The organism is Limosilactobacillus oris DSM 4864, assembly GCF_001434465.1.
GTDB classification, from domain to species: Bacteria; Bacillota; Bacilli; order Lactobacillales; family Lactobacillaceae; genus Limosilactobacillus; species Limosilactobacillus oris.
This window is the reverse complement of sequence record NZ_AZGE01000036.1, coordinates 1-16165: the sequence shown is the minus strand read 5'-3', so window position 1 is coordinate 16165 and position 16165 is coordinate 1. Positions and strand designations below refer to the sequence as shown.

Genomic DNA, 16165 nt, shown 5'->3' with positions numbered 1-16165 from the left:
TTGCTCTGCCAGCTGAGCTAACTGCCCATAACGTTGTTAATCAACGTTAATAATAATAGCAAAGTCTCAGCTGTTTGGCAAGGGCAAATTAGAAAATAATTTAGAAGGGGGCGGTTGGTTTGAGTAGACACTTAGCTAGGAAGTCACCGTCCCTGTGCTATAATAGGAATAACAAATTATAAGGATTGAAATGAAATCGTCAATTATACCCATTGGAGGGACTATTGAGATGGCAAAGAAGATTTTAGTTGTCGATGATGAAAAACCAATTTCAGACATCATTAAATTTAACCTGGAAAAGGAAGGCTACGAGGTCGTCGTCGCCTTTGACGGTGAGGAAGCCCTCGAAAAGGTCGAGGCAGAGGATCCGGATTTGATCATCCTGGACCTGATGCTGCCGAAGGTTGACGGTTTGGAGGTTGCCAAGCGGGTACGGGCTAAGCACACGACCCCGATCATCATGGTCACCGCCAAGGATTCCGAACTCGACAAGGTCCTGGGGCTAGAACTCGGCGCCGACGACTACGTTACTAAGCCGTTTTCTAACCGGGAATTAGTGGCCCGGGTCAAAGCAAACCTGCGGCGGGAAGCAACTGCCCAGGCGCCAGCCGAAGAGGATAAGAACACCGATATCAGGGTCGGCGACATTACGATCCACCCGGAGGCGTACACCGTTACTAAACGGGGTGAAAACATCAACCTAACCCACCGGGAATTTGAGCTGCTCCACTACCTAGCCCAGCACATCGGACAGGTTATCAACCGGGAACACCTCCTGCAAACCGTATGGGGCTATGACTACTTTGGCGACGTGCGAACGGTTGATGTGACGGTACGGCGGCTCCGGGAAAAAATCGAAGACAATCCAAGCCAGCCGCAATGGCTAATCACGCGCCGGGGAGTCGGCTATTACTTGGCAAATCCTGATCAAAATTAGAGGCTGAGCAGTTGTGAATAGCAAGTTAAAATTTTATCAATCAATTCGGGTAAAAATCGCCCTCGTGTTTGCGTTAATGTTAATGTTAACGCTCGAATGCGTGGGGGCGGTTTTTGTGCGTCAATTGGAGCACCAAAACCTGAATACTTTTAAGCAGACGATTGAACTACCGTCTTACGTCGATAATTCGTTAAGCGAGCAGTTATCGCGGCCCGATACCAAGAAGGCTAACCAGCAGATCCGACAAATCCTGTCGGAGGTCAACAATAACAACATTTCCGAAATCCGGGTTGTTGACAGTAAGGGGGTTATCCGCGGGACCAGTACGGCTGATAACCGGAACATGGTTGGACAGAAGACAACTGATGCGATGGTCAAGGCAACTTTGCTGAATAACCGTTCCCATTCAGAAAACGTGTACGATGGTGCCAACCACAACCGCTACTATGTGAACGTCATTCCCCTCAATGATAGCAACAATAACGTTGTTGGGGCCGTCCTCCTCCGGGCGAGCCTGGAAGGGGTCTATTCCAATATTAATAACATTACGCTGATCTACCTCTCCGCGGCCCTGGTCACGATTATCCTGTCCCTCTTCCTCGCGGTCCTTATTTCCCAGGAAATAACCCGACCGATCGAAGAAATGCGGAAACAAACGTTGCGGATCGCCCGGGGGGACTTCTCTGGTCAGGTCCGGGTAATGGGCAATGACGAATTGGGCCAGCTTGCCGGGGCGGTCAACAACCTTTCCGTCCGGGTGGAAGAGGCTCAGGAATCCTCTGATTCAGAACGCCGGCGGCTGGACAGTGTCCTCTCGCACATGTCTGACGGGGTCCTCGCCACGGACCGCCGGGGCAACATCACGATTGTTAACAACATGGCCCTGCAGCTGCTGGGGGTTGACCACGAGGACGACTTGATTGGCAAGTCAATTATTGATGCCCTGGACATCCGGCACGACTACACCGTCCGGGAGCTAATCAACAGCAACCAGAAGGAAATGATCATTGACATGTCGGCCGGGGGCAACGACCTGATCCTGAATGCCTACTTCTCACCGATCCAGCGCGAATCCGGCTTTATCAGCGGGCTTGTGTGTGTCCTGCATGACGTTACCAGCCAGCAGAAGGAAGAGCGGGAACGGAAACAGTTTGTTTCCAACGTTTCCCACGAATTGCGGACCCCGCTGACCAGTGTCCACAGCTACGTGGAAGCACTGAGTGACGGGGCTTGGAAAGATAAGGACATCGCACCCCAGTTTTTGACGGTGATTCAAAACGAAACCAACCGGATGATCCGCATGATCAACGACCTGTTGAGCCTGTCGCGGATGGACTCGGGGACGACCAAGCTCAACTTGGAATACGTCAACATTAAGGAGCTGTTCAACTACATCCTGAACCGGTTTGATATGATCATCAAAAAGGATGAGAACGACCAGAACAGCAAGAAGTACACAATCGAGCGCTACTTCACCGATAAAGACCTCTGGGTAGAAATTGATACCGATAAGTTTACCCAGGTCATCGACAACATCATGAATAACGCGATTAAGTACTCGCCAGATGGCGGGGTCATTACCACCCGCCTCTTAGAGACCCATAACCACGTTATTTTAAGTATTTCCGACCAGGGCCTGGGGATTCCCCGCAAGGACCTGGGGAGGATCTTCGACCGTTTCTTCCGGGTTGACAAGGCCCGGAGCAGGAAGCAGGGCGGAACTGGCCTTGGATTAGCAATTTCTAAGGAAGTAATCAACCTGCTTGGCGGCCAGATCTGGGTCGATAGTATTGAGGGTCAGGGTTCGACCTTCTATATCTCACTGCCGTACGTTCCGTATGAAGAGGAGGATGATTGGGATGATTAACAAGCTGAAAGCCAACTGGCTCTCAATCGCGTTGACAATTGTCGTAATCATTAGCCTGTTCTTGTCCGGCTTAATCTGGACGAACCCCTACCAGTACGAAGGGGCACGCCGGGAAAACGTGATGAAGAGCAGCCAGCAGTACACTGCCCAGTCAATGGGGGACGTCTACCTGCCGACCACGGTGGTTCGCACTAACGGTCGCGGGAACCAGGTCTTCCTGTATAGCACCCAAGTCAGCTTGATGCGGGAAATGAAAAACATTATCCGGGGCTGGCAGTTTGGCCGGGTCACGACCGTAAAGAGCAATAATAGCGACGTCTACCTGAGCTATCTCCGGCGGCACAACGCCATTACGCTCAGTTATCCCAAGGCTATTCCAACCCTCGTCTTTAACGAAACCTTTTCCCAAACGGTCAATAGCGACCAGGTGAGCCAAATCAACCACATCGTGATCCCATTAAAGGGGCCCCGCGAAGTGTACCTGCTGAGTGACCACCGCTATGGGATTTACCGTTTGCAGGTGAAGAAGGGGAACTTCAAGCAGATTACGAAGCTCACGAAGGGCGCCCGGGGCATTGCTGTTGACCATAAAATCGTCAACGGGACAACGATGCTGACCTACCCGAAGAGCTTTACCCTGCCGGTCTTCGCCTTCCAGGTTGCAAACCAGAATATCGATACCCTGAGCTCTAATTTGCTGAGCAGCAACCAACGCAGCAACATCACTTCCAGTGAAAACGGCGACGAGGTCGTGTACAGCAGCGGCAATAACCAGCGGCTGGTTTACCACCGGACTAACGGAACCGTGGACTATGAGTCGTTTACTAACAGTGATGACCACCGGTCGACGGACCAGCTCTACTCCTACTTTTACAACCGGCTGGTTAAGACCGGGGTGCAATTGAGTAACGTCCGCTTTGACGGGACAAGCAACCACCAGCGGCGGTTTACCTACCGAACGTTTGTCGACGGGTTCCCGATCTTTAATGAGGATGGTTACGGCAGTATCCAGCTAATGGCTGGCAGCGGGACGGAACGGTGTCAGATGAGCAGGTATTCGCTCCAAGTTCCGTTACCCATCAACCAGCAGGAAGTCAAACTGCCGGCCACCCCGGAAGTCCTCAATGACCTGCATGCTAGTCCGCACTTTCGGGACATCAAGGGTATCCGGGTTGGCTACCTCTGGCGGGCTGACGATAATAATAAGGTGGTTAAGCTGACCCCGACCTACTTTGTGTGGTATCACGGTAACTGGGTTGATTACGAGCAATTGCTAAAGTAAGGAGGCGTGCAAGGTGAACTTTAAACGAATTCAGTGGATTTTTCTGGTTGCCTTCATCCTCTTTGACATTATCGTTGGTTGCCAGCTACTCTTCCAAAATCGCTTTACCATCACCAATAATACGCAAAGCCGCCAGTCAACGGTGCTGAAGGAGATGCGGGCGGACTCGATTACCTACCAGGGACTGTCTAAGCATCAGCCGAACGCCTTTTACATTTCCGGCAGCCGGTCAGGGGATGGCGGGACGCTAGAGCAGGAGATGGCAAAGCTGCATAACCAGACGTCCCGCTTCGCTGATAGTCAGCTGGTCAGTGAATTTGATTCGCCAATCAAGGTTAACGCTGAGCGGCCGCAATTACGGCTCGACCAGGTCGTCCGCCGGTCCCGGAACGTTCCGCTGGGTGATCATTACCAGTACAATGCCCAGCTGTCGAGCCGGCGGGAAGCAGTGTATACCCAGATGGTAAAGAACCAGCCCGTCCTCTCCAGCGATGGTCAGCTACGGTTCCGCATTAACCGGAACGCCCAGGTAACGGGCTATACCCAGACCTACTTGGAGAACCCGACGACCCTCCAGCAGCGGACAGCGACCATCAGCCAGCGGCAAGCGGTAGTCTGGCTTTACCGGCACAACCAGATTCCCAATAACTCACAGATTCGGTGGGCAATCCTGGGCTACACTAAGCTGTTGACTACGAATAACCATAACCAGGCTGTTTATGTCCCGACCTGGGCGGTGGAAATTAAGACTAAGACGGCGGATACGGTCCAGCGGCTGAACGTCAATGCTTTTAACAGCACCATCATGAAGTCGTCGCCGGACACCGTCAACATGGACAGTATTAATAAGTGAAAAAGGAGCACTTGGAGTGGCAGATAAGAATCCATTACGTTACAGCATTCTCGCCAGCGGAAGCACTGGCAACGTTACTTACTTGGAAACTGACCAGCACCGGATCTTGATTGACGCCGGTTTGAGCGGGAAAAAGATTGAGGGCCTGATGGCTAAAATCGACCGGTCCTTAGATGATGTTGAGGCCATCTTCGTCACCCACGAACACAGCGACCACTGTCACGGGGTCGGGGTCCTGGCACGGCGCTACGGGATGGCGGTTTATGCTAACCGTGGTACATGGCAGGCGATGGCTAACAAGGTCGGGACGATTCCGGAAGACCAGCAGTTTATTTTTAACCCCAATAGCGTCCAGACCCTCGGCGACCTTGATATTGAGAGTTTTGCCGTCTCGCATGACGCGGCCGAACCACAATTTTATCAGGTACACCATGACAACAAGACCTTTTGCATCCTGACTGATACTGGTTATGTGTCCGACCGGGTCGCGGGAACGATCCGGGACGCGGACGCCTACCTAATGGAGTGTAACCACGATACTGAAATGCTCCGGATGGGACCGTATTCCTGGCCGTTGAAGCAGCGGATCCTCGGTGATGAGGGGCACCTCTCAAACGAGGAGGGTGCCGACGCGCTGATGAATGTTATCGGCCGGCGGACCAAGGAAATTTTCCTGGGGCACCGTAGTCAGCACAATAATATGCGTTCCCTGGCCCACCTGACCGTGGCAAGCCTGATGAAGCAGCATGACTTTGGTGTTGACCAAGATTTCCAGCTGGCGGATGCGGAGCCGGAGCAACCTAGTAAGTTAATGGTGATATAACAGGAATTTCAATCTTTTTTCACAACTATACGTTATGGTTATTGGTGATAACTGATTTGGAGGAATGAAAAATGAGCGATCAAAAACCTCGTAGCAACCGGTTTTGGGCGAAGGTTGCGGGGATTGGCCTCGTAGCCGGCCTGATTGGGGGCGGCGTCGCCTTGGGGATCAACGGTGTCATTCAGCACCACGAGGCAGTCGTCAGTACCAAGGTGCCAAGCGGTTCGAATCAGGCCGGCGGCACGAAGGTCAACGGTAATAAGGCGGAATTGAACACGGCCTCGACCAAGGCTTATAACTCGGTCCAGGGGGCAGTCGTCAGCGTTATTAACAAGCAGAAGGTGCAACAGAGCAGCGGAATGCTGGGCGTCTTTGGCATTGGCGGCCAGGGTGATAGCAGCCAAAATAGCAACAGCGGCAAACTTCAAACAGCCAGTGAAGGTTCAGGGGTGATTTATAAGAAGTCCGGCAATGCGGCCTACGTGGTTACCAATAACCACGTTGTCGCGGGTTCCAGCGCGCTCCAGGTAATCATGAGCAATGGTAAGAAGGTGGACGCGGACCTTGTCGGGAGCGACGCGGCAACCGATTTGGCAGTCTTGAAGATTAACTCCGCCAACGTTAAGACGGTGGCGTCATTCGGTAATTCCAACTCGATTACCGCTGGTCAGGATGTTTTGGCAATCGGTTCGCCAATGGGCAGCGAATACGCTAATACCGTCACCAAGGGAATTGTTTCCGCCAAAAACCGGACACTGAAAGCCGGGACTGACGGGACCTTGACCTCGGTTATCCAAACCGATGCGGCAATCAACTCTGGTAACTCCGGTGGTCCCCTAATCAACATGGCGGGGCAGGTTATCGGGATTAACTCGATGAAGCTGGCTTCCAACAACGATGGCTCTTCGGTCGAAGGGATGGGCTTTGCTATTCCAAGCAACGAAGTGGTCAGCATCATCAACCAGCTGGTAAAGAACGGGAAGATTTCCCGGCCAGCATTGGGTGTCGGGATGATTGACCTGAGCAATGTCACGACCGACCAGCAGAAGTCCGTCCTGAAGCTGCCAAGCAACATCACCAAGGGGGTTGTAATCGCCCAGGTGGAGGACGGCTCCGTAGCGGATAACGCCGGCTTAAAGAAGTACGATGTCATCACTAAGCTGGGTGACAAGACCATTAACAACACGAGCGAGCTGCGGGCGGCCCTGTATAAGTACAAGGTGGGCGATAGCGTTAAGATTACCTTCTATCGTGACGGCCAGCAGCAGACGGTGACGGTCCACCTGACCAAGGCGGCCAGCGCGACCGATAGCAGCCAGCAGCAACAAACAGAAGCTGGCGAATAAGCTAGTTAATTCAAATCTGGTGGTTCTCAGCGCCAATCGCGTGCAGGGGAACCGCCATTTTTTGAAAAGGTGGTAAAATGCTATTAAAAGTTTCGGAACGGAGGATGAGAGATGAATAACCGGAAATTTAAATATCCTGACACCAAGGCCTACGAATTTGTGGTCAGCCGGCTTGAGGAACGGGGCGTTGACCTGGCCGACCTGGCTGCCATTATCTACAATTCGCAAATCGAATTTGAACCGACGCTGACGATGGCCCGGGTCAACGAGTACCTCCAGGACGCCCTGCATAAGCGGGAGCTGCTGAACAACGCCATGGTCATGCTGGAATTGGACCGGCTGACGGAGGCCGGGGAGGTCGCGGAGCCGTTGTCGAGTATTATCAAGAATGATGCCGGCGTCTTTGGGGTCGACGAAACCCTGGCCCTCCAAATTGCCAACATCTACGGGACGATTGGGACCACTAATTTTGGCTACTTCGACCGGGTCAAGAAGGGAATTATTGCCAAGTACGATAGCGATAAGGGGCACGTTAATACCTTTATCGATGACCTGCTCGCCGCGATTGTGGCCGCCGTTTCTGGCAAGATTGCCCACCAGTACGCCTAGGTCACAGCTGAATGTTAGATTAAATAAGGCACTTCCAGAGTCCGTTCGGGACAAGTTTTGGAAGTGCCTTTTAAAATGACCTGTGTAAAAGTAGCTAGCATGGTCGGGTGTTTTTGGACAAATAGAACCGCCCCGGGACGGATTTTAACGGAATTTAAACTTTTAAAAACGAATAATTCATACTTTTTATCGAATAAAATTCATTTTGCCACGGGGTGTTGCACAGATACCACGCGACGTGTTATTTTAGGGAAGATTTATGAAAGAATAGCTGCTGGAATTTGCTGTGGAAAACTAGGTGGATAAGTCGGCGCAAAAAAATTCTAAATTAGTAAAAGCCGGTATTAGGGCGTTTGGCTAAGGAATAAAGTTATCCACAGGCAGCCGGATGACCGGTGGATAAGTGGATAACAATTTGGCTTAACACCTAAGAAAGGCTGATTTGACGGCGATTGATGCCTGTGGAAGGAAACGGTTGTTTTTGTGGATAACTGTGGATAAGTTCCCTCTCAGAAAACGCTTTTAGGAGAATTGGATAAGCGAACATTCGGAGATCATCCTCAGAGCTAAGATTGCTTGTGGATAACTTTGTGGAAAACATGTGGAAAGCGGTGGATAATTTGAATATCAAAGTAATTGGCGTGGGAAAGTTAAAAGAGAAGTATTTTAAGGCCGGCATTACCGAATACGCAAAGCGGCTGGGGCGGTTTTGCAAGTTTGAGATTGTGGAAGTTCCGGATGAAAAGGCTCCCGAATCGTTGAGCCAGGCGGAGATGGATGAGGTAATGGCAAAGGAAGGAGAACGAATCCTGAGTAAGATCAAGGACCGGGAGTACGTCTTCACACTTGCTATCAAGGGCAAGGAACGGACTTCGGAAGAATTTGCCAAGGAGATCAACCAACTGACCACGTACGGGCACAGTGATATTACCTTTGTGATCGGTGGTTCCCTGGGGTTGAGTCCGGCCGTGCTCAAGCGGGCGGATACCCAGATTTCGTTCGGCCGCTTTACCCTGCCGCACCAGTTGATGCGGTTGGTACTGACCGAGCAGATTTACCGAGCGTTTACCATTATTAATGGATTGCCTTACCATAAATAAATCGGCAGCTGATTGGCGGCTAGTTAAGCTCCTGGAAGGGGAACTTGCTGGCCGCCTGTTGTTTTTTTAGGCGGACGTGGTGGTGATGAAAGGGATTTCTAAATTATTTCTCAAGAAGGTTAAGAAAGGATATGTAATTTTGCATTATATTGCCTGTTATATGCTCATAATGTATATTTAAATCAGTGAAAAATCTGGAAAGCAAATAAGGAAATGGGTTTAACTCCCGCTAACTTGTGCTGGATGGAAAAGCTGCAGATCCAACTTTTTTATGAACACAGGAGGAAGCTAAATATGTTTTCAAAAAATAATCGTTTCGCGATGGAACGCAAGCTGAGCGCCAGCAAACAACGCTTCGGCCTCAGAAAAATAATGGGCGGGGTAGCGTCGGTCCTCTTAGGGCTAACCTTCCTGTACGGAAGCCAGGCTTCAGCTGACGAGCTTACTTCGTCGGCACCAGCAGCGGTGAGCAGTCAACTGGTGACTAACGGGTCGACGGGTGCGGGGGACGTGCCGCCTGCCCCAGGTGCAGTGGAATCGACAACCGGGGCAACGACAGTTGATTCAGCTCAGCAGGCGGTAACGGGCACTCTGGAAGCTGGAACCAGCCAGCCGATAACGGCGGCCCCGACGCAGGCGACAGCGGGAATTAATGCAGAAGGGCAGCCGGAAAACCCGGCGCTTGTTAATCCGACCGCGCAGGCAGAAAAAGCGGATCCGTACCGCGAGGTCTGTGTGACAATCATCTTCAATGATACTGAAAGCACCTGGCGTGACTACGTGCACTTTCATTCTGACTACCACCTTGCCTTTTCCGGAGAAGACCTGAACCGGGATTACCTGCACCAGTTAGGTTTAGAGGTGGTTGATCCACAAGCGTGGTACCATTTTCATTCCTTCGAGGGTGGAATCATTGACCTCGAAATTTCTGTTCGCCACCGGCGGGAACAGCGAACGGAAAACAAGGACGTTGAGCAGGTGATCTGGGGAGTTGATGACCAGGGCAACCGCCATCAGCTGCATTCGCAGAAACAGACGGTGACCCTCCGGTATGAACTGAATCTGCGGACGGGAGAAAAGGTGTACCTGACGGCATTGCCGAAGTTTGATGACCACTACGTTACCGCTCCAGCTGGCTACCAAGCTGCCGACCCGTTTGTTGCGGGAACGATCATCGACCTTGACACCCCAGCACTGGTTGAAAAGACGGTTAATCTAACACCGGTTTTCACAGCCCAACCGGATCAGCCAGGGAGCTCAGACCAGGGCAGTGATGACCAGCCAACTGGTTCAGACACCGACAGCCAACCGGGAGCCGGTACGACTGCCGGAAACACTGGCAGCACGGCTGGTGGTCAGCAGAGTCAACCAGCGCCCGTGCTGACCGCGGTAACGTCAACTGGCGGTAAGCAGGCGGCAGTTGCTTCCGCTACCAGCGGCGCTAACCAGGAGCAGCAAGCAACCCTGCCAGCCACTGGGACTGCTGACAACCAGGCCGCTACGGTTACTGGCGCAGTTATCCTGGGGCTAATGGCTCAATTGCTGACGTTTGGTCTCTTACGGCGCAAGAAAGTAAATAAGTAACCACTTCGGAACTGGCGAGCGAATCGTTGCCGGTTCCTTTTGATTTGGGCTATACTAACCAGTAGCGAGACAAGATTTGGAGGGATTCTAATGAAAAAAGTAGCAATCATTGTCGGCAGTGTCCGGCCGAACCGGCGGAGCAAGCAGGTGGCCGATTGGCTGCGTACCCAGCTGCTGGCAAGCGACCAGGTTCACTTTGACGTGGTCGACCTTGCCAAGGTGAACCTGCCAATGCTGGACGAGCCGCAATTGCCGTTCACGGGACTGTATGCCCACGCGAAAACCCGGCAATGGAGCAAGCTGATTCAATCCTACGACGGCTTTGTCTTTGTCTTTCCGCAATACAACTGGGGCTACCCGGCAGTAATGAAGAACGCGATTGACTACCTGGCGAAGGAGTGGGCTGGCAAGCCGGTAAGTCTGGTGACTTTTGGCGGCCACGGCGGCAGTCAGGCCCAGATTGCAATGCGGATGGTTGTTGGCGGTCTAAAGATGAAGATAATGGCGGTGAACTTGCAGATTAGCCTGTCACCAAATGATTCACTCGCCGTGGCCGACCGGCGGCTCCACAGTTATGACGGGGATGCGGCGCTCCTGCGGGCTGAATTCGAGCGGCAGTTGAAATAGCTTGAGCAGCCGGCGGCCGTATTGTTGCATTTTCGGCTTATCAAGGGATTGTGAAAAAATTTTTCCAGTCTCTTTTTATTTTTAAATTTATACGATTAAGTGAAATAGTACGCAAAATGGCGAGGACAACAATTACGAAATGCGACAAATCCGGAGAATTGGTTTGTGTAAACGATTGCAAACTAACGAAAAGTATGTAATTATAAGACTGTCGAAATGGAACAAAAAGAAAGAGGTTGTGAAGAATGGAACGACAATTTGATTTTCTGATGCCAAGCGTTAACTTCTTCGGCCCTGGTGTCATTGCCAAGATTGGTGACCGGGCTAAGATGCTGAACATGAACAAGGTGCTGGTCGTTACAGGGAGCCACATTCGCAAGATTAAGAATGGCCCAGTTGATCAGACCCTGGCTTCACTGGAAAAGGCCGGCGTAGAATACGTGGTCTTTGACGGTGCCGAAGAAAATCCAAAGATTCGTGATATCAAGAAGGGGAAGCAAATCTACCTGGACAACAACTGTGACAGTATCATCACGGTCGGTGGTGGTTCTGCCCATGACTGTGGTAAGGGAATCGGGATTATCCTGACTAATGGTGACGACATTACTAAGCTGGCCGGAATCGAAACTCTGGACAAGCCGCTGCCACCACTGATGGCGGTTAACACCACTGCCGGGACCGGTTCAGAACTGACCCGCCACGCCGTAATCACGAACGAAGAAACGCACCTGAAGTTTGTTGTCGTTTCCTGGCGGAACATTCCGCTGGTTTCCTTCAACGACCCAATGCTGATGCTGGGGATCCCGAAGGCAACGACTGCGGCTACTGGTCTGGATGCCTACGTTCAAGCCGTTGAACCATACGTTTCCGTTGACCACAACGACATTACCGACAGCCAGTGTGAAAAGGCCATCAAGCTGATTCAACAATACCTGCCGGAAGCAGTGGCAAATGGCAACAACGTTGAAGCCCGGACGAAGATGGTTGAAGGGGAAATGCTTGCTGGCATGGCCTTCAACAACGCCAACCTCGGTTACGTCCACGCCATGGCGCACCAACTGGGTGGTCAATACGATGCTCCTCACGGTGTCTGCTGTGCATTGATGCTGCCAGTCGTTGAAGAATGGAACATCATCGCCTGCCCAGACCGTTTTGCTGAATTAGCTAAGATCATGGGCTATGACATCAGCGGCCTGACGACGATGGAAGCCGCCCACAAGGCAATCGACGGGATGCGGGAATTGGCTAAGGCCATTGGTATTCCGGACTCCATCAAGGCCATCGGTGCTAAGCCAGAAGACTTTGAATTGATGGCAGAAAATGCCCTCAAGGACGGGAACGCCTTCTCTAACCCTCGCAAGGGGACCAAGGAAGACCTGGTTAAGCTCTTCCAAAAGGCCTACGACGGAATTTACTAAAAAGGGAAGTGCGAAGTGGCACGGAGCACGTTATTGCTATGCGGCATTAATAGCCCTGTGCTAGCGAGTACGTTATAAATATGTGACGGATTAAAAAGTGACCTCCTCAATTGTTAAATTTGGGAGGTCATTTTGCGTTCAGTGAAAGTGCCGTTCGGCCAAATAGCCAGGAAGGCTGCCTTGGCGGCGTGACAACAGAGAGGGGATAGAGAGATTGACCGTCATTAGAGAAGTTGTGTCCAAAGGACTCCCGAAGCTAGCGGGCATTTTCAGCTTACTGCTAAATTTAATGCCCTTTTTGATTTATGTTGCCTTGATTCAGGGCCACCATGAATTGCTAACGGCGGCGCTGCCATTTGCAATCTACTATGGTTTCCGGCGGGCTGGTTTATTGCTTTTTCGCGATTTTGAATATGACTACCAGCGACTGGCGTGGATTGGAATTTACAGTGGGATTTGCGGTTATGCCTTGGGAATGCTGGGCGGCATTAATCCGGTATTCTTTGACTTGTCAGGAGTGGGTGCCGGGCTGGCTTCGGCCCTCTTTCCGGCGGCAGTCAGTCAACGGAACCGCCTCGTTAAGAATGGGTTGCTGACGAAGCTCCCACAGTGCCAGCCGTTAGTTCAATTCGTCATTGTGTTAGCTTTCCTAGGGTGCTTGCTGCTGGTAAAGAAACCGCTTGTCCACTTCGGGCTGATGCTCCTCGTCTCGTTAGGAGCGGCCGGCGCATACTGGAAGCTGCCGCATTCTATTCATCCCTTTCCCGTTCGCCTGCACTGGTATAACTACTTCTTAGCACTCATCTTGCTGGCCGCAATGCTTTTGCTGCGCCTTGGCCGGAGTATGGGAATCGGTCAGCCGGCACAATGGGGGCTCGGATTACTGCTTACTTTTATTATCGTTATTGCCCTAGGTTTGCTGTTCAACCACCAGCACCTGCTCTCCTATCCTCATAACCTGCGCGCATGGATCTTGCTCTACGGCGTTTGCGGGCAGTACTGGACGCTGTATAGCACGATTTTTATTGGGGTTATCTACGGGGTCCAATTGTACTACTGGACAATCGTTGCTTACCTGCTGGCCTTTATTTTTGGGGCGAGACTGGTGAACGAGGTAACCCGGATTTCCAGTGCCGCTCCCGAGCGCACGGCACTTGTGATGTTAACGCTCGGCATCATCCTTACCTTCTGGCTCCCCACCTACTTTATTGGGATTTTTATCATCAGGAGCTTTGCGGGGGAAATTCGTAAGCAAACAATCGGCGCGTACGAGCAGGCAACGCGTAATTACACGATCTCGTCCATTGTCAACAATTACTATTCCATGATTTCCGGTGTACTTTCGCAACTGGTCATGTGGGGCAGTTTGTTTTTGAGCGTGGGTTTAAAAGGGATGAACCACATTCTCGGCGCCTTTTCATTGCACCAGCCGGATATGCAAAACGGCAGCGCCATTACCTTGACCCACCTAGTTTTAGCAGTGTACATGATTCTCTATCTCATGTGGCTACTACTCAGGACGCGGAAGCAGAGCAGCATTTTTGAAAGTTAAGTGAACCGGGCGTTGGCTGTCGGGGATTTTTCCGCGACCGATTTATAGTATAATGAAATGGTAAGAAACCGTTTACAGATGGAGGAATGTGACTATGCATAAGATTGGAATTATTGGCTTGGGACACGTGGGAATGACGGTGGCCCATATTTTACTGCTCAAGGGATTGGCTGATGAACTGGTGATGATTGACCAAAACGCAAAGAAGGTTGAGGCGGAATACTACGACTTCGCAGACTCCTTTGCCCGGACGGAACACTCCGCGGTCCTGAAGTGCAACGATTACGGTGAACTAGCGGACGCTGACATTGTCATCACCAGCTTCGGTGATATTGAAGCGACGGCGAAGACGGGTGACCGGTTCGCGGAACTGCCGATTAACAAGAAGAGTGCCGTGGAAGTCGGCCGGAAGATTAAAGAGAGCGGCTTTAATGGCATCTTGCTCAATATCAGTAACCCCTGCGACGCGATCGTGAATGAGCTGCAGAAGGCGACGGGGATGCCGCACAACCGGATCTTTGGGACGGGAACCTTCCTCGACACGGCGCGTCTGCAACGGGCGGTTGGCGCCCACTTTGGCGAAGCGCCGCAAAACGTCAGTGGTTTTGTCCTCGGTGAACACGGCAATTCCCAGTTCTCTGCCTGGTCGACGGTTCGCCTGGACGGCCAGCCAATCAGCCAGTTTGCTGATGCGGGCAAAGTTGACTTGGAGAAACTGGACGAAGAAATTCGTCAGAGCGCCTTTACAGTTGTTGCCGGCAAGGGCTACACTTCCACCGCAATTGCGACCTGTGCGGTCCGGATTGTCGAGGCGATTTTCAACGACAAGCACGAGTTCATGCCGGCCTCGGTATACCTGGAGCAATTTGGCACCTACATCGGCTATCCAGCCGTGATTGGCAAGAACGGGGTCGAGAAGATCGTGCCGGTTAAGCTACCGGCCGACGAGGCGGAAAAGCTGGCTGCTTCCGCGAAGACGATTAAGGAAAAGGAAGAAGCGTAGATACTAGCTATTGGTTGTAAATTAAGCCCTGCTGGGAATGCTTGGGAAAAGCCGAGCCTTCCAGCGGGGCTTTTTATGCTTTTTTCCACCGCCTTTTTTGCGCTATACTATTAGCTAAGATATAGAAGTGGATGGTGAAATAATGACTAAATCGGCCCGCAACAAGACAATTGACTTTGACCTCGACCATGCTCCAGCGGGGGTCTTAGAGCAGATTGTCACGCTTCAACCGGGGCCAGTTTCGCTCACGGCGATTCGCGACCGGAGTATTAACGGGGATTCCTTTCAGCTAGTGCGGCAGTTTCCCGACCAGTTTGCCGATTTAGCCCTGGTTGATCCGCCCTACAACCTGGATAAACACTACGACGGGCTGAATTTCAAGCATCAGTCTACCGACGAATACCAGGAGTACACCCAGCGTTGGATCGACCTGGTTAAACCGAAGCTGAAGCCCTACGCCAGTCTCTACGTTTTTGCCGATTGGCAGACCAGTATCACACTGGCACCGGTCCTCGCGGCTAACTTCACGGTCAAGAACCGGATTACCTGGCAACGAGAAAAGGGCCGCGGCGCCAAGGGCAATTGGAAAAACGGCATGGAGGACATCTGGTTTTTGACCATGGACGACAAAAAGTACACCTTTAACGTCGACCAGGTCAAACAACGCCGGCAAGTAATCGCCCCCTATCGTGAAAACGGCCAGGCCAAGGACTGGCATGAATCGGCGGCTGGCCGCTTCCGGGACACGATGCCGTCAAACTTTTGGGATGACATCTCGATTCCCTACTGGTCGATGGCTGAAAACACCGGCCACCCGACGCAAAAGCCGGAGAAGCTGCTTGCCAAGCTGATCCTGGCGAGCTCCAACCCGGGTGACACGATTCTCGACCCCTTTGCCGGCGCCGGTTCGAGTCTGGTGACCGCCAAAAAGCTGGGGCGGCACTTTGTCGGGGTTGAGCAAAGCCGCCTGTACACGGCTTGGGGCGTTTACCGGCTTCAGGCTGCCGACCGCGATCAGAGCATTCAGGGGTATACCGACGGGGTGTTCTGGGAACGCAATACGGGCGCCTTACAACGAAGGCTGAAGAAAGATGAGAGTCGCTCGTAGTTTACGTTTTGCAGCACATAGCCAATAAAAAGGCTCTTCGTCAAGAAGTACTGATG

The 16165-nt window shown here is 52.0% G+C and carries 14 protein-coding genes; all 14 read left to right on the top strand.

The window, feature by feature from the left end; all coding sequences use genetic code 11:
• The first annotated feature begins 229 nt into the window (after window positions 1-229).
• The 14 genes from yycF to FC49_RS08780 all read left to right on the top strand — a co-directional run bounded on the left by yycF (window position 230) and on the right by FC49_RS08780 (window position 16109).
• A complete protein-coding gene (yycF, locus tag FC49_RS08845; RefSeq protein ID WP_003715616.1) occupies window positions 230-937 on the top strand; it encodes a response regulator YycF in 708 nt (235 codons plus the stop codon).
• A 13-nt stretch (window positions 938-950) separates the two neighbouring features.
• Window positions 951-2804, top strand: a complete 1854-nt coding sequence (walK, locus tag FC49_RS08840; RefSeq protein WP_003711481.1) for a cell wall metabolism sensor histidine kinase WalK — start codon at window positions 951-953, stop codon at window positions 2802-2804.
• Complete coding sequence (locus tag FC49_RS08835; protein ID WP_056984815.1) at window positions 2797-4086, top strand: YycH family regulatory protein; 1290 nt, start codon at window positions 2797-2799, stop codon at window positions 4084-4086. The genes walK and FC49_RS08835 overlap by 8 nt, the downstream gene beginning before the upstream one ends.
• Before the next feature lie 13 nt (window positions 4087-4099).
• Window positions 4100-4939 carry a two-component system regulatory protein YycI gene (locus tag FC49_RS08830; protein ID WP_056984814.1) on the top strand — a complete coding sequence of 280 codons (840 nt, stop codon included), beginning with the start codon at window positions 4100-4102 and terminating at the stop codon, window positions 4937-4939.
• Between the two features lie 16 nt (window positions 4940-4955).
• Complete coding sequence (locus tag FC49_RS08825; protein WP_056984813.1) at window positions 4956-5762, top strand: MBL fold metallo-hydrolase; 807 nt, start codon at window positions 4956-4958, stop codon at window positions 5760-5762.
• Window positions 5763-5833: 71 nt separating this feature from the next.
• Complete coding sequence (locus tag FC49_RS08820; protein ID WP_003711449.1) at window positions 5834-7108, top strand: S1C family serine protease; 1275 nt, start codon at window positions 5834-5836, stop codon at window positions 7106-7108.
• A gap of 111 nt (window positions 7109-7219) precedes the next feature.
• Complete coding sequence (locus tag FC49_RS08815) at window positions 7220-7717, top strand: phosphatidylglycerophosphatase A family protein (protein WP_003715620.1); 498 nt, start codon at window positions 7220-7222, stop codon at window positions 7715-7717.
• A 620-nt stretch (window positions 7718-8337) separates the two neighbouring features.
• Window positions 8338-8817, top strand: coding sequence for a 23S rRNA (pseudouridine(1915)-N(3))-methyltransferase RlmH (rlmH, locus tag FC49_RS08810; protein WP_056984816.1), 480 nt, complete (start codon window positions 8338-8340; stop codon window positions 8815-8817).
• Window positions 8818-9111: 294 nt separating this feature from the next.
• Entirely contained in the window at window positions 9112-10401 is a 1290-nt protein-coding gene (locus tag FC49_RS08805; RefSeq protein WP_235804898.1) for a YSIRK-type signal peptide-containing protein, read from the top strand.
• Window positions 10402-10491: 90 nt separating this feature from the next.
• Entirely contained in the window at window positions 10492-11028 is a 537-nt protein-coding gene (locus tag FC49_RS08800) for an NADPH-dependent FMN reductase (protein WP_056984811.1), read from the top strand.
• Between the two features lie 245 nt (window positions 11029-11273).
• The gene (locus FC49_RS08795) at window positions 11274-12446 is read left to right on the top strand and encodes an iron-containing alcohol dehydrogenase (RefSeq protein WP_003711482.1); all 1173 of its coding nucleotides are present in this window, start codon (window positions 11274-11276) and stop codon (window positions 12444-12446) included.
• Between the two features lie 214 nt (window positions 12447-12660).
• Window positions 12661-13998: a hypothetical protein gene (locus FC49_RS08790; RefSeq protein WP_056984810.1), complete on the top strand. Its 1338-nt coding sequence runs from the start codon at window positions 12661-12663 to the stop codon at window positions 13996-13998.
• 94 nt (window positions 13999-14092) lie between these two features.
• Window positions 14093-15001 (top strand): L-lactate dehydrogenase, encoded by a 909-nt coding sequence (locus tag FC49_RS08785; protein ID WP_056984809.1) that lies wholly within the window; start codon window positions 14093-14095, stop codon window positions 14999-15001.
• Window positions 15002-15143: 142 nt separating this feature from the next.
• A complete protein-coding gene (locus tag FC49_RS08780; protein WP_056984808.1) occupies window positions 15144-16109 on the top strand; it encodes a DNA-methyltransferase in 966 nt (321 codons plus the stop codon).
• The last annotated feature ends 56 nt before the right edge of the window (window positions 16110-16165 follow it).